The sequence below is a fragment of the Sphingopyxis sp. Geo25 genome, from assembly GCF_949769135.1.
Taxonomy (GTDB): Bacteria; Pseudomonadota; Alphaproteobacteria; order Sphingomonadales; family Sphingomonadaceae; genus Sphingopyxis.
The window spans coordinates 1136671-1149715 of sequence record NZ_CATKOZ010000001.1 but is presented as its reverse complement, the minus strand read 5'-3'; the positions used below and the strand labels follow the sequence as shown (position 1 = coordinate 1149715).

The 13045-nt window shown below is 65.0% G+C and carries 12 protein-coding genes and 1 tRNA gene; 4 read left to right on the top strand and 9 right to left on the bottom strand.

Translation table 11 applies throughout. The annotated features are described in order from the left end of the window. The first annotated feature begins 97 nt into the window (after positions 1 to 97). Positions 98 to 173, top strand: a tRNA-Lys gene (locus QOL68_RS05695). Positions 174 to 513: 340 nt separating this feature from the next. Here QOL68_RS05695 and QOL68_RS05690 read toward each other — a convergent pair. The 9 genes from QOL68_RS05690 to cyoA form a co-directional block, all read right to left on the bottom strand. After that, the gene (locus QOL68_RS05690) at positions 514 to 1758 is read right to left on the bottom strand and encodes an acyl-CoA dehydrogenase family protein (RefSeq protein WP_282947704.1); all 1245 of its coding nucleotides are present in this window, start codon (positions 1756 to 1758) and stop codon (positions 514 to 516) included. A 95-nt stretch (positions 1759 to 1853) separates the two neighbouring features. Further along, the gene (locus QOL68_RS05685) at positions 1854 to 2765 is read right to left on the bottom strand and encodes a LysR family transcriptional regulator (RefSeq protein WP_282947702.1); all 912 of its coding nucleotides are present in this window, start codon (positions 2763 to 2765) and stop codon (positions 1854 to 1856) included. Beyond that, complete coding sequence (locus QOL68_RS05680; RefSeq protein WP_204994185.1) at positions 2765 to 3298, bottom strand: response regulator transcription factor; 534 nt, start codon at positions 3296 to 3298, stop codon at positions 2765 to 2767. Before QOL68_RS05680 ends, QOL68_RS05685 begins: the two co-directional genes overlap by 1 nt. Continuing rightward, positions 3295 to 4611, bottom strand: coding sequence for an ATP-binding protein (locus QOL68_RS05675; protein ID WP_282947700.1), 1317 nt, complete (start codon positions 4609 to 4611; stop codon positions 3295 to 3297). Before QOL68_RS05675 ends, QOL68_RS05680 begins: the two co-directional genes overlap by 4 nt. Beyond that, the gene (locus QOL68_RS05670) at positions 4611 to 5312 is read right to left on the bottom strand and encodes an SURF1 family protein (protein WP_282947698.1); all 702 of its coding nucleotides are present in this window, start codon (positions 5310 to 5312) and stop codon (positions 4611 to 4613) included. Before QOL68_RS05670 ends, QOL68_RS05675 begins: the two co-directional genes overlap by 1 nt. After that, complete coding sequence (gene cyoD / locus QOL68_RS05665; protein ID WP_282947697.1) at positions 5309 to 5674, bottom strand: cytochrome o ubiquinol oxidase subunit IV; 366 nt, start codon at positions 5672 to 5674, stop codon at positions 5309 to 5311. The genes QOL68_RS05670 and cyoD overlap by 4 nt, the downstream gene beginning before the upstream one ends. After that, positions 5671 to 6297: a cytochrome o ubiquinol oxidase subunit III gene (cyoC, locus tag QOL68_RS05660; protein WP_282947695.1), complete on the bottom strand. Its 627-nt coding sequence runs from the start codon at positions 6295 to 6297 to the stop codon at positions 5671 to 5673. Before cyoC ends, cyoD begins: the two co-directional genes overlap by 4 nt. 4 nt (positions 6298 to 6301) lie before the next feature. Beyond that, entirely contained in the window at positions 6302 to 8308 is a 2007-nt protein-coding gene (gene cyoB, locus QOL68_RS05655; RefSeq protein ID WP_282947693.1) for a cytochrome o ubiquinol oxidase subunit I, read from the bottom strand. Positions 8309 to 8325: 17 nt separating this feature from the next. Then, positions 8326 to 9501: a ubiquinol oxidase subunit II gene (gene cyoA / locus QOL68_RS05650; protein ID WP_282947691.1), complete on the bottom strand. Its 1176-nt coding sequence runs from the start codon at positions 9499 to 9501 to the stop codon at positions 8326 to 8328. A 155-nt stretch (positions 9502 to 9656) separates the two neighbouring features. On the opposite strand from cyoA, the gene QOL68_RS05645 reads away from it, so the two are divergent. The 3 genes from QOL68_RS05645 to QOL68_RS05635 are packed head-to-tail and all read left to right on the top strand — an operon-like array spanning position 9657 to position 13028. Continuing rightward, positions 9657 to 10985: an MFS transporter gene (locus tag QOL68_RS05645; protein WP_058454729.1), complete on the top strand. Its 1329-nt coding sequence runs from the start codon at positions 9657 to 9659 to the stop codon at positions 10983 to 10985. Beyond that, positions 10978 to 11526 carry a molybdenum cofactor guanylyltransferase gene (mobA, locus tag QOL68_RS05640; RefSeq protein ID WP_282947688.1) on the top strand — a complete coding sequence of 183 codons (549 nt, stop codon included), beginning with the start codon at positions 10978 to 10980 and terminating at the stop codon, positions 11524 to 11526. The genes QOL68_RS05645 and mobA overlap by 8 nt, the downstream gene beginning before the upstream one ends. Positions 11527 to 11567: 41 nt before the next feature. After that, positions 11568 to 13028 (top strand): helicase HerA domain-containing protein, encoded by a 1461-nt coding sequence (locus QOL68_RS05635; protein ID WP_282947686.1) that lies wholly within the window; start codon positions 11568 to 11570, stop codon positions 13026 to 13028. Positions 13029 to 13045: the final 17 nt, after the last annotated feature.

Below are 13045 nucleotides of genomic sequence, written 5' to 3'. Positions count from 1 at the left end.
GGGCATTGCCAAGCCCGAAACACCATGATAGCGGCGCGCTCTCTTCGCGAGACAGGGAGTTTCCCGGCCCCGCCGAAGAATGCCGAAACCGGCATGTGGACGCATAGCTCAGTTGGTAGAGCAGCTGACTCTTAATCAGCGGGTCCTAGGTTCGAGCCCTAGTGCGTCCACCATTTTTCAGTGACTTAATCGTTAGCTTAGGTTGACGCGGGCCAAGAGCTTGAGCCGTTGCGGCTCCGAGCTGTGAGCATTTTTGTGCCCTTCCCACGAACCGCGAACGATGGACTTCTTCTGCTGCCCTCCATCCCGGAGGACCGAAACGGCGGCGACGCATTCGTGGCGCAGCGGCTCGGGAGCGGCCGCTCGTTGCCGGCTATTGCATCTCTATCCAGCATGGATGCGCCCCGCCTTCACGGCCCGACGGATCGTGACGGCGGGGGCACGGTGGCGCAATTCGCCGCGGCAAGGTTGGAAGGCCGTACCCCCTCCCCGCCCCCTCCCGCGAAATCGTGGTCAGTGCCGGCCGAGTTCGTCGCGGCCGACGACCATGTAATGCACCTCGTCGGGACCGTCGGCGAAGCGCAGATGGCGCACGTCCGCATAGAGCTCGGCAAGCGGGGTCCAGTGCGAGATGCCCGTCGCGCCGTGGATCTGGATCGCCTGGTCGATGATCTGGCATGCGCGCTCGGGGATCATCGCCTTCGCCATGCTCACCCAGACCCGCGCCTCGCGGTTGCCGAGCAGGTCCATCGCCTTCGCGGCCTTGAGCACGATCAGGCGCATCGCTTCGATATCACAGCGCGCTCGCGCGATGACTTCCAGATTCTTGCCGAGCTGCGACAGCGGCTTGCCAAAGGCAGTGCGCGAGTTGCCGCGCTTTACCATCAGGTCGAGCGCGACCTCGGCCTTGCCGATGGTACGCATGCAGTGATGGATACGGCCCGGCCCCAGGCGCATCTGCGAAATCTCGAACCCCCGGCCCTCGCCAAGCAGAATATTCTCGCGCGGCACGCGGACATTGTCGAACCGCATGTGCATATGGCCCTGCGGCGCATGGTCGGCGCCGAACACGCGCATCGGACCGAGAACCTTCACCCCCGGCGTGTCCATCGGCACCAGGATTTGCGAATGCTGGCCCTTCCGCGACGCCTCCGGATTGGTCTTGAGCATACAGATGAGGATTTTGCAGCGCGGATCGCCGGCGCCGCTGATGAAATATTTCTCGCCGTTGATCACCCATTCGTCGCCGTCGAGCACGGCACTGGTTTCGAGATTGCTGGCGTCCGACGACGCGACGCCGGGTTCGGTCATGACATAGGCCGACCGGATTTCACCATTGAGCAGCGGCTTAAGCCAACGCTCCTTCTGCGCGGGCGTGCCGACCATTTCGAGCACTTCCATATTCCCGGTGTCGGGCGCCGAGCAGTTCAGCGATTCCGATGCGAGCGGCGACTTTCCGAGTTCGGCCGCGATATAGGCATAGTCGAGGTTGCTGAGCGGCGTTCCCGTGTCGCCGTGCGGGAGGAAGAAGTTCCAGAGGCCCGCGGCCTTTGCCTTATTCTTTGCGCCTTCGAGCAGTTCGAGCTGGCCCGGCGCCCAGCTCCAGCGATCAGCACGGTTCTCGCCCAAACGGAAGAATTCTTCGGTAATCGGGTCGACATTCTCTGCGATATGACGTTTCACAGCGTCGAAGAGCGGCTGAGCATCCTTCGACATGCGCAGGTCGTTAAGTTCGGCTTGAAGTTCGATTTCGGTCATGGACGGCTCTCCGCTGAAGCTGGCGCGATGCTAGTCGCGCTCCACCATCGATCAAAATGATAGGTCGGAATATATGGTATTCGTCTGACGAATAGTCAGTCGGGCTTGGCCATCTCGTCGATGATGATCCTGCGTAGCCATTCGAGCGCCGGGTCGGCCTGCGCCGCCTGATGCCAGTAGAGGTAGGTTCCGCCGCGATCGACCGGCAGCGGCAGGTCGAGAAGTTGCATCGGCCAAACCGCGTCGAGCACCTCGGCATGCGAGCGCGGCAGCGAATAGAGCATGTCGGATCCGGCGATGATCTGCCACGCGGTAATCGCATGTTGGCAGCGCACGGCTACCCGGCGGCCAAGCCCCATCCGCTCCAGCGCCATATCCTCGATCCCCGGGCCGTGCGGACGCGCCGTCGCGACGACATGATCGAGCGCCAGATAGGTATCGAGGTCGATCGCGCCATCGACGCGCGGATGGCCCTTGCGTGCGATGACGACGAGCGGCTCCGTGCCGAGAAAGTGGCGGCACAGCCGCTCGTCGGTCGGAAGCGCAACATCGAGCGCGAGGTCGAGATCACCGTTCGCAAGCGCCGTCACCAGGTCGCGGCGGCGGAAGGTCACGCTGGCGAGCGCGACGTGCGGCGCATCATGCCGTACGCGGCCAACCAGCGACGAGAAGCGCGGCATCTCGCCCGACAATCGGACGCCGATGCGGAACTCGCGCGTCGACTGCACCGGATCGAAGGATGCCGCCGCATCGAGCGCCGCGTCGAGCCCGCGCAGCGCCTCGCGCACCGGCCCGGCGATCGCCCGCGCCGCGGGTGTCGGCACGAGCTTGTTACCCTGCCGTACGAACAGCGGGTCGTCGAAGGCGTCGCGCAGCTTCGCGAGTGCATGGCTGATCGCGGGCTGTGACAGGTTGAGGTGGCGCGCTGCCGCCGATACGCCGCCTTTGGAATGGATCGCGTCGAATATCTGCAGCAGGTTAAGGTCGAAGCGTGCCAGCCGCCGCATTATTTCACCTGCCGTTTCTCGAGCTTCCGCGCCAATGTGCGACGATGCATCCCCAGCCGCCGCGCGGCCTCCGAAATGTTGAAATTTGCCTCGACCAGCGTCTGATGGATATGTTCCCACTCGACGGTCTTGATCGACGACGGCCTGGCATCGAGCGGCGCATCGACGTCGCCTTCCGCCCGGTCGAACGCCGCTTCGATATCGTCGGTGTTCGACGGCTTGGCGAGATAATAGGACGCCCCCAATTTGATCGCCTCGACCGCGGTCGCGATGCTGGCGAAGCCGGTCAGCACCACGATACGCATAGCGGGATCGACTGCGCGCAGCATCTGGACGCAGGCAAGCCCCGAAGCATTGCCGAGTTTCAGATCGACGACCGCAAAGCCCGGCTGCCAGTCGCCAAGCAACGCCTTCGTCTCCTCGGGACTCGACGCGACCCGCACCGCATAGTCGCGCTTTTCGAACGAACGCTTCAGCGTCCGCGCGAAGACATCGTCATCCTCGACGATCAGCAGTTGCCGCCGGCCACTCACACCGACTCTCCTTCGGCGGCGACCGCCGACAGCGGCAGGATCACGCGCACCACCGCGCCGCCGGCATCGCGGTTGGCGACGCTGGCGCTGCCGCCAAGCTTGCGCAGCACATTGACGAGCAGGAACAGTCCCAGCCCGCCGCCCGGCCGCCCTTTTGTCGAACTATAGGGTTGGCCGAAGCGCTCGATCATCTCGTCGCTGAATCCCGGCCCGCGATCCGAAATCTCGATCACCGCCATACCGCCGTCGCGCGACGCGGTGAGGGCGATCCATTCGGGCGAGACTTCGGAGGCATTGTCTAGCACATTACCGATCACCTGCCGCAACGCAGGGTCCGAGATGATCGCGAGGTCGGCACCGAACAGGTCGTTGAATTCGACCGTCCCCGGCATTCGCCCCGCCCGCGCCTCCTCGACCAGGGCGGTCAGAAAGGCGCGCATCGTCGTGACCTGCGGCGCCTCGCCGCGTGCCTCGCCCGCCGACATCAATATGCCGCTGACGATCGCCTTGCAGCGCCGCACCGCCGCATCCATGTCGGCCAGATCCTGTTGCAATTCGGTATCGCGGGCGATCGCCGGCGCCGTCTTCCAGTCACCGATCAGCACCGACAAGGTCGACAGCGGGGTGCCGAGTTCATGCGCCGCGCCCGAGGCGAGCAATCCCATGCGCACGATATGGTCCTCCTCCACCGCACGCTGGCGACTCGCGGCGAGCGCAGCGTCGCGCTCGCGCAAATTGCGGCTGATCCGCGTCACGAACGCGACGAGCAGCACCGCGATCAGCAGGAAGCAGACGAGGCTGCCCTTGAGGTAGAGCCCCATCGGATCGGCGGCATAGGAAGGGGGCAGCAGGAGCGGCGTCGGGTCGACCGCAAGCACCCCGATGGCCGCCAGTGCCGCGACCACAATCGCCCACGACGATGCCGGGGTCAGCAACATCGCGCCGATCACGACCTGCAACAGGAACAGCGAGGCGAAGGGATTGGCGAGACCACCGCTGTGATGGAGTTGCCAGCCAAGCGCGGCGACGTCGAAAAGCAGCACGGCCGTCAGTTCGGCGTTCGTCACCGCGCGCCCGCGGCGGAGCAGGGCGAGACTGGCAAAATTGATCGCGATCAGGACAAGGACTGCAGCGAGCAGCGGCGCCCGCTGAAGCGAAATCCCCATCGGCCCGGTCACGATACCGATCGTCGCGAGTTGCCCGCCCACGGCGAGCCAGCGAAGCTGGATCAGCAGCGCCATGTTGCGGCGGCCGGCATTCGCTTCGGCGGGGGCCTCGGCTGCCACGGTCGGCAGGGTTGCGGTACTGGTCATCAATCCCGGATACGCCACAGCCGCCACGCAAAAAAGAGGCTGAGCGCGCAAAGCGCGAACCATGTCAGCGCATAGACCAGGTGATTGTCTGGAAAGCGGACGATGGTGAGCCCGCCAACCGGGTAGCCGCCACGGTTGGGCGCGCCATCGGCATCGACGAAATAGGGCGCGGTCTCGCCAAGCCCCCTCGCCTTCGCGATCGCTGCGACGTCGCGCGAATACCATCGGTTCGCGGCGGGATCGTTCGTGCGCAGGAAGGCGCCGCCCGGCTCGGTAACGCGGAGCAATCCGGTAACCTCGACCTCGCCGGGCGGATTGCCTGTCGCTCGCGCCGCGGTTGCTTTGCGGTCCTTCGGCACAAAGCCGCGATTGACGAGCAAGGTGAAGTCCGGCGTCTCCAGTGGCGTCAGCACCCAATAGCCCGCGCCGCGCTCCGTAACCGCCTGCACCAGGGTTTCGCGGTCGTGAAGGAAGCGCCCGGTTGCGCTCACGCGCCTATAGGCGTCGTCCTTCGCATTGATCGTCGGCCATCGACCTGGACCGGGCGCCGCAACCGGCGGTGCATGAATGCGCGCATCGACCGCCGCGACCAGTTCATGCTTCCACGCCCGCCGTTCGACCTGCCAGATACCGAGCGCCGCGAGGCACGCCGCCGCAACCAGCGCCGCGGCGGCGAAGGCCGCCCGGCGGGCGCGCGTCACGGCAATTGGCTCACATCGTGCGGCGGCATCATGTTGGTGTTGAGATGGTGCATCACCCACAGCGAGCCCGCGAGCATGATCACCACGACGATGATCGTGAAGGTCAGCGAAGTGATCGACCAGCCGCCCTCGGCCTTTGGCGACATGTGAAGGAAGAAAATCATGTGCACGACGATCTGCACCGCCGCGAACGCCATGATGATCGCCGCGGTTGCTCCCGCCGAGAACGGCCGCTCCATCACCAGCCAGAAGGGAATGGCGGTCAGGATCACCGACAGGACGAAGCCGATCACATAGTCGCGCATCGACGCGTGCGGCAGCTCGATCTCGTCATGACCGGCGGCGTGGGGATCGGCACTCATCGCAGCACTCCCATCAGATAGACAATGGTGAAGACGCCGATCCAGACGACGTCGAGGAAATGCCAGAACATGCTGAGGCACATCACGCGGCGCTTGTTCGCGGCGATCAGACCATGCTTGCCGAGCTGGACCATCAGCACGACCAGCCAGACGATGCCGAAGGTGACGTGCAGCCCGTGCGTGCCGACCAAAGTGAAGAAGCTCGACAGGAAGGCGCTGCGCTGCGGCGTCGCGCCGATCTCGATCAGATGATGGAACTCGTAAAGCTCGATGCCAAGGAACGCGAGGCCGAACAGACCCGTGATCGCGAGCCAGAGCTGGACGCCCTTCACCTTGCCCTGCTGCATCTGCAGCACCGCAAAGCCGTAGGTGATCGACGAGAAGAGCAGCATCGCGGTGTTGAGCGCGACGAGCGGCAGGTCGAACAGATCCTTCGGCGCCGGGCCGGCGGCATAATTGCCGCCGAGCACCGCGAAGCAGGCGAACAGGATCGCGAAGATGAGGCAGTCGCTCATCAGGTAGATCCAGAAGCCCAGCATCGTGCTGTGCCCCTCGGGATGGGCGTGCTCGTCGAGGTCGTAGAACCGGACAGGATCGCCCGCAGTGACGGTGTTTGCGCTCATCGGATCAGGCTCCGGCCGCCAGCTGGCGAGTGCGCGCCTCTTCGACTGCGGCGACCGTGGCCGCCGGAATGTCGAAGTCGCGCTTGTAATTGAAGGTGTGGAAAATCGCATAGGCGATGGTCGCGGCGAAGCTGGCGATCACCAGCCACCAGATATGCCAGACCAGCGCAAAGCCCATCGCCAGGCAGAAACCGGCAAGGATGATCCCCGTCCCCGTATTGCTCGGCATATGAATATCGCGGAAGCCGCCGACCGGACGTTCGTGCCCGCGCGTCTTCATATCGTGCCACGCATCGAGATTGTGGATCACCGGCGTGAAGGCGAAATTATAGTCGGGCGGCGGCGAACTGGTCGCCCATTCGAGCGTCCGGCCGTGCCAGGGATCCCCGCTGTCGTCGGCCAGTTCCTTGCGCTTCCAGATGCTCACGCCGAACTGGATCAGCATCGCGGCGATTCCGCAGGCAATCACCCCCGCACCGATCGCGGCAATGACGAACCATATCTGGAGACTCGGGTCGTCGAATACGCGCATCCGCCGCGTCACACCCATCAGGCCGAGGATATAGAGCGGCATGAAAGCGAGCCAGAAACCGACCACCCAGCACCAGAAGCTGACCTTGCCCCAGAAGACGTTCAGCTTGAACCCGAAGGCCTTCGGCCACCAATAGTTGATCGCCGCGAATAGTCCGAACAGCACGCCGCCGATAATCACGTTGTGGAAATGCGCAATGAGGAACAGCGAATTGTGCAGCACGAAGTCGGCGGGCGGGACAGCGAGCAGCACGCCGGTCATGCCGCCGACGACGAAGGTCAGCATGAAGGCGATCGTCCACATCATCGGCAGTTCGAAGCGGATGCGGCCGCGGTACATGGTGAAAAGCCAGTTGAAGAGCTTCGCGCCCGTCGGGATCGAGATCACCATCGTCGTGATGCCGAAGAAGCTGTTGACGCTGGCGCCCGACCCCATGGTGAAAAAATGGTGCAGCCAGACGAGGTAGGACAGGATGGTGATGCACACGGTCGCATAGACCATCGACGTGTAGCCGAAGAGCTTCTTGCCCGAGAAGGTCGAGGTGACTTCGCTGAACACGCCGAACAGCGGCAGGATCAGGATATAGACCTCGGGGTGTCCCCAGATCCAGATCAGGTTCACATACATCATCGGCGAGCCGCCGAGATCGTTGGTGAAGAAGTTCGTGCCCGCATAGCGGTCGAGGCTGAGCAGCGCGAGCGTCGCGGTCAGGATCGGGAAGCTCGCAACGATCAGGATGTTCGAACAGAGCGAGGTCCAGGTAAAGACCGGCATCTTCATCAGGCCCATGCCCGGCGCGCGCAGCTTCAGGATCGTCACGATCAGGTTGATGCCCGACAAGGTCGTACCGACCCCCGCTATCTGAAGCCCCCAGATATAATAATCGACCCCGACATTGGGGCTGTAGGCGATCCCCGACAACGGCGGATAGGCGAGCCAGCCGGTCTGCGCATATTCGCCGACGAACAGCGAGACCATCGTCAGCGCGGCGCCCGCGGCGGTCATCCAGAAGCTGAAATTGTTGAGGAACGGAAAGCTGACGTCGCGCGCGCCGATCTGCAGCGGGACGATATAGTTCATCAGGCCCGTAATGAACGGCATCGCCACGAAGAAGATCATGATCACGCCGTGGGCGGTGAACACCTGGTCATAATGGTGGGCGGGCAGATAGCCTTCGGACCCGCCGAACGCCATCGCCTGCTGCAGGCGCATCATGATCGCGTCGGCGAAACCGCGCAGGAACATGATGAGGCCAAGGATCATATACATGATCCCGATGCGCTTGTGGTCGACGGTGGTGAACCACTCCTTCCACAAATAGCCCCACAGGCGATATCGGGTGATCAGGCCGAGGACGACGAGGCCGCCGACGGCGACGCCGAGGAAGGTGAAGATCAGGATCGGTTCGTGCAGCGGCAGCGCCGCGAGCGACAGCTTGCCGAAGACGGGATCGGTCGGGGGAAGCGGAGGCGGGGTCATGACAATCTTGGCTGCCTTCAGGACATCGGTCGGGGGGTAGATGCGTTAAGCGCCGTACGCTCGGTCTCGCCAGGGCGTGAAAGCCCCTCGCCCTTCAGCGGCGCGGGGTTCACCGGCCTGGCGTCGGGGCGGTCGGCCGACTTCATCTGCTGGCTGCACAGCGCCGCGACATAGCGCACGCTCCAGCCCGCGAGGTTGCCGGTGCCGCGCGCGGCGAACTTGTCATAGGCGACCGACCGGACATTCTGGATGCCCGCAATGCCCGCGCCGCCCCGGGCGTCGATCGCCATCATGTCGTGCATGCACATCTTGCCGGGTTCGACGCACATGTTGACCACCGCGTCGAAAAGCTGCGGGTCGACGGTGGCGAAATGGCGCACCGGCTCCTTCTCGCTGGGCACTTCGAGCTTGAGATAGGTCGCGCGATCAAGGCCGCCATCGGTCGACGCCTTGGCATCGGCGACCCATTTGTCGAAATCGGCGGCCGGCAGGCTCTTCACCGCGAAGCGCATATGCGAGAAGCCGGCGCCCGAATAATTGGCGGAAAAGCCTTCATACTCGCCGGTCTTGTCGAAAATTCCGTGCAGCTTCGTTTCCATGCCCGGCATGGCATAGATCTGCCCCGCGAGCGCCGGGATGTAGAAACTGTTCATCACCGACGAGGCCGAGATGCGGAAGCGCACCGGGCGATTCACCGGCAGCGCTAATTCGTTGACCGTCGCGACGCCCTGTTCGGGGTAGATGAACAACCATTTCCAGTCGAGCGCGACGACATTGACGTCGAGCGGCTTGGCGTCGGCCGCGACGACCTGTTCGGGCGTCGTCGCAAGCGGGCGATAGGGATCGAGCAGGTGCGTCGCGACCCAGGTCAGTGCGCCGAGGCAGATGATGATCAGCAGCGGCGCCGACCAGATGACCAGCTCGAGCTGGGTCGAATGGTCCCAGTCGGGCTTGTAGGTCGCCTCCTTGTTGTTCGCTCGGTAGCGCCACGCGAAAAAGATCGTCAGCGCCATGACCGGAACGATGATCAGCAGCATCAGCACGGTCGAAATGACGATCAGATTGCCCTGCTGGCGCGCGATGTCGCCCGCGGGGTCAAGGACGACCAGACCGCAGCCCGAGAGCAGCGGCAGCGCGGCGAGCGGCGAAAACCGCAGTATCCTGGCGAAGAAACGAGGGAGATTGCTTGGCATGACGCGCGCCTAGGCCTCCTTTGTTGCACTGCACATAGGACATTTTGTCCAATCCCGCGAGCGCCGATCATCGCGCAGGGGCAATTTCATAACGGGCGCTTTTGCCCTATGATCGACTCGCGCCGCAAACCGGCGCCAGCAGCAGGACGCCAACTATGTCTGCCGAAACCGCGCCTTCGACGACCCCGGCCGAACGCGATGCCCGCGCGCTTCACACCGACGGCCATCCGATTTCTCCGGCCGAAATCGCTATCGGCGTCATCATAGGCCGAACGTCGGAATTTTTCGACTTTTTCGTTTATGCGATCGCGTCGGTTCTGGTGTTTCCCAAGCTGGTGTTCCCGCATCTCGACCCGCTGGAAGGCACGCTCTGGTCGTTCGCGATCTTCTCGCTCGCCTTCCTGGCGCGGCCGGTCGGCACCTTCATCTTTTCGTGGATCGACCGGACTTATGGCCGCGGCGCCAAGCTGACGATCGCGCTTTTCCTGCTCGGCGGGTCGACCGCAGCGATCGCTTTCGTGCCGAGCTATCATTCGGCAGGCATCGGCGCGGCGCTGCTGCTCGCGCTCTTCCGCATGGGTCAGGGCGTCGCGCTCGGCGGGTCGTGGGACGGCCTCGCCTCGCTGCTCGCGGTCAACGCGCCCGAGGGCAAGCGCGGCTGGTACGCAATGATCCCGCAATTGGGCGCGCCGCTCGGCCTGATCGTCGCCAGCCTGCTTTTCATGTTCCTGATCGCCGCCCTGCCTGCCGAGGATTTCCTCGACTGGGGCTGGCGCTATCCCTTCTTCGTCGCCTTCGCGATCAACGTCGTCGCGCTGTTCGCGCGGCTGCGCATCGTCGTGACGCCCGAATATGCCGAACTCTTTGAAGATCGCGAACTCGAACCCGCGACGATCACCGACACGGTGAGATCCGAATGGCGCGTCATCGCGGTGGGCGCCTTCGCCCCGCTCGCCAGCTTCGCGATGTTCCATATGGTGACGGTGTTCCCGCTGTCGTGGGTCTTCTTGTTCACCGAGGAAACGCCGATCCGCTTCCTGATGATCGAGGCGATCGCGGCGGTGGTCGGCGTGCTGTCGATCATCGCGTCGGGCTATCTCGCCGACCGCATCGGCCGCCGAACCCTGCTCGGCGGCACCGCCGCCGCAATCGCGGCGTTCAGCGGGTTCGCACCGCAACTCCTGGCGGCGGGCGAGGCCGGCGAAGCGGCGTTCATGATTCTCGGCTTCCTGATCCTCGGCCTGTCGTTTGGCCAGTCGTCGGGGGCGCTGTCGTCGAACTTCTCGCCGCGCCACCGTTACACGGGCTCGTCGCTGACCTCGGACCTCGCCTGGCTGTTCGGCGCGGGCTTCGCGCCGATGGTGGCGTTGTGGTTGTCGAGCGAGTTCGGCCTGCTCGCAGCCGGCGGCTATCTGCTCTCCGGCGCGATCGGCACGCTCGTCGCGCTGTGGCTCAACCGCGAGCTGGCGCGCACGATTGACTGACGGGCCCGGGACACGAACCGCCGGCGTCGTCCTCGCCGGCGGCCGGTCGGAACGCTTCGGCAGCGACAAGGCGGCGGCGCTGTGGCGCGGACGCTCGCTCGTCGACTGGTCGGTCGCTGCGCTGGCGCAGCATTGCGACGTCATCTTCATTTCGGGACGCGATCATCCCGCATACGTCCGCGTGCCCGATCGGCCGGAACCCGGCCTCGGCCCGCTGGGCGGCCTGGCCGGAGCGTTGTTCGCGGCGAAGGAACAGGGCCGCGACCGCATCCTGTCGCTTCCTTGCGACACCCCCGAAATACCGACAGGATTGCTCGAGAGGCTCTGCGCGCAGGATAAGGCCGCATATGTCGATTCCTGCCCCGTGATCGGCATCTGGCCAGTCGCCGACGCTGCGCGGCTCGAAGGCTGGCTGGCGTCCGGGAAGCCGCGTGCAATGCGCGCCTGGACCGATGAAATCGGCGCCATCCCCGTCTCCGCAGGCGGTCGGATCGTCAACGTCAACCGCCCGGACGACCTCGCGCACCTTGATCGCCGCTGAGCGGTTGCCAAGCCCCCGGCCGCCCGATAGGGGCTGCCTTGGTGAACAGCAGCATCGAAATCGGGACCGACGAGCGGGGGGCCGCCGTTCACGTCAATGTGCAGGAATTGCTCGCGACGCGTCTGCTCGTGCAGGGCAATTCGGGGTCGGGCAAGTCGCACTTGCTGCGCCGCCTGCTCGAAGAGAGCGCGGGGCTGGTCCAGCAGGTCGTGATCGATCCCGAGGGCGATTTCGTCACTCTTGCCGACCGTTACAGCCACATCGTCGTCAACGCGGGCGACTATAGCGAGCGCGAGATCGCGGCGATGGGCGCGCGCATCCGCGAGCATCGCGCATCGGTGATCCTCGCGCTCGATACCCTCGATATCGAGGCGCAGATGAGCTGCGCTGCGATCTTCCTGAACGCGCTCTTCGACGCCCCGCGCGAGCATTGGTTTCCGGCGCTGGTGGTGGTCGACGAGGCGCAGATGTTCGCCCCCAGCGCGTCGGGCGACGTGTCCGACACGGTCCGCCGCGCGAGCCTTGCCGCGATGACCAACCTGATGTGCCGCGGACGCAAGCGCGGCCTCGCCGGCGCGATCGCGACGCAGCGGCTCGCCAAGCTCGCGAAGAATGTCGCGGCCGAGGCAAGCAATTTCCTGATGGGCCGCACCTTCCTCGACATCGACATGGCGCGCGCCGCTGACCTGCTCGGCATGGAGCGGCGGCAGGCCGAGGCGATCCGCGACCTTGAGCGTGGCCATTTCCTTGGGCTCGGCCCGGCGATTTCGCGGCGGCCGGTCGCGGTCAAGATCGGATCGACGCAAACCTCTACGCGCGCCGGGACGCACGGCCTGCTCCCGCTCCCGAGTGCCGAGCCGCAGGATATGCGGATGATGCTGTTCGCCGAGTTGGAGACGCAGCCGCTGCCGACCCCGGCTGTTGCGCCGCAACCCGTTGCGGCGCAGGACCTGATCCGCCAATTTGCCGAACGGGAGGCCGACGACGAAGCGCCCGTGGCCGCACCCACATTGTTTCCCGAGGTCGAGGCGCTCGACGCCGAGCCCGCGATCATCGCCGCGCTCGAGGAAATGCTCGCCGATCCCGACTGCGCCTTTCATCCCGAATCCTTCCTCTACCAGGATTTCTCGGTGCGTTGCCGGATGCAGCGGCTCGGCCGCGTGCCGCTCGACCTGCCGCAATTCCGTCGGCGTTTCGCGCTTGCCAAGGGCGGTGTGTTCGACCCCGCGGACGCCAAGTGGCGCGAGCTACTCGAGGCCGCAGCGCGGCTGCCCGACGACATGCTCGCGCCCTTCGTCCAGATCGCGCGCGCCGCGATGGAGGGCAGTCCCTGCCCCGACGACGACGCGCTCGGCCGCGCCTATGGCACGCGCTCGCCGGGGCGCATCCGGCGGCTCGTCGAATATATGGAAAAGCAGGGCGCGATCGTCGTCCGCTCCGATTTCGGCGGCCGGCGTTCGATCGGCATCCCCGAACTGGGCCTGAGCACCGAGGCCGAGTGATCGAGACAGCGGGCCAC

What these genes read in the sequence shown, in the direction of transcription:
- QOL68_RS05690 (WP_282947704.1), bottom strand. Translation starts at nt 1,758, where the DNA reads ATGACCGAAATCGAACTTCAAGCCGAACTTAACGACCTGCGCATGTCG.
- QOL68_RS05685 (WP_282947702.1), bottom strand. Translation starts at nt 2,765, where the DNA reads ATGCGGCGGCTGGCACGCTTCGACCTTAACCTGCTGCAGATATTCGAC.
- QOL68_RS05675 (WP_282947700.1), bottom strand. Translation starts at nt 4,611, where the DNA reads ATGACCAGTACCGCAACCCTGCCGACCGTGGCAGCCGAGGCCCCCGCC.
- cyoD (WP_282947697.1), bottom strand. Translation starts at nt 5,674, where the DNA reads ATGAGTGCCGATCCCCACGCCGCCGGTCATGACGAGATCGAGCTGCCG.
- cyoC (WP_282947695.1), bottom strand. Translation starts at nt 6,297, where the DNA reads ATGAGCGCAAACACCGTCACTGCGGGCGATCCTGTCCGGTTCTACGAC.
- cyoB (WP_282947693.1), bottom strand. Translation starts at nt 8,308, where the DNA reads ATGACCCCGCCTCCGCTTCCCCCGACCGATCCCGTCTTCGGCAAGCTG.
- cyoA (WP_282947691.1), bottom strand. Translation starts at nt 9,501, where the DNA reads ATGCCAAGCAATCTCCCTCGTTTCTTCGCCAGGATACTGCGGTTTTCG.
- QOL68_RS05645 (WP_058454729.1), top strand. Translation starts at nt 9,657, where the DNA reads ATGTCTGCCGAAACCGCGCCTTCGACGACCCCGGCCGAACGCGATGCC.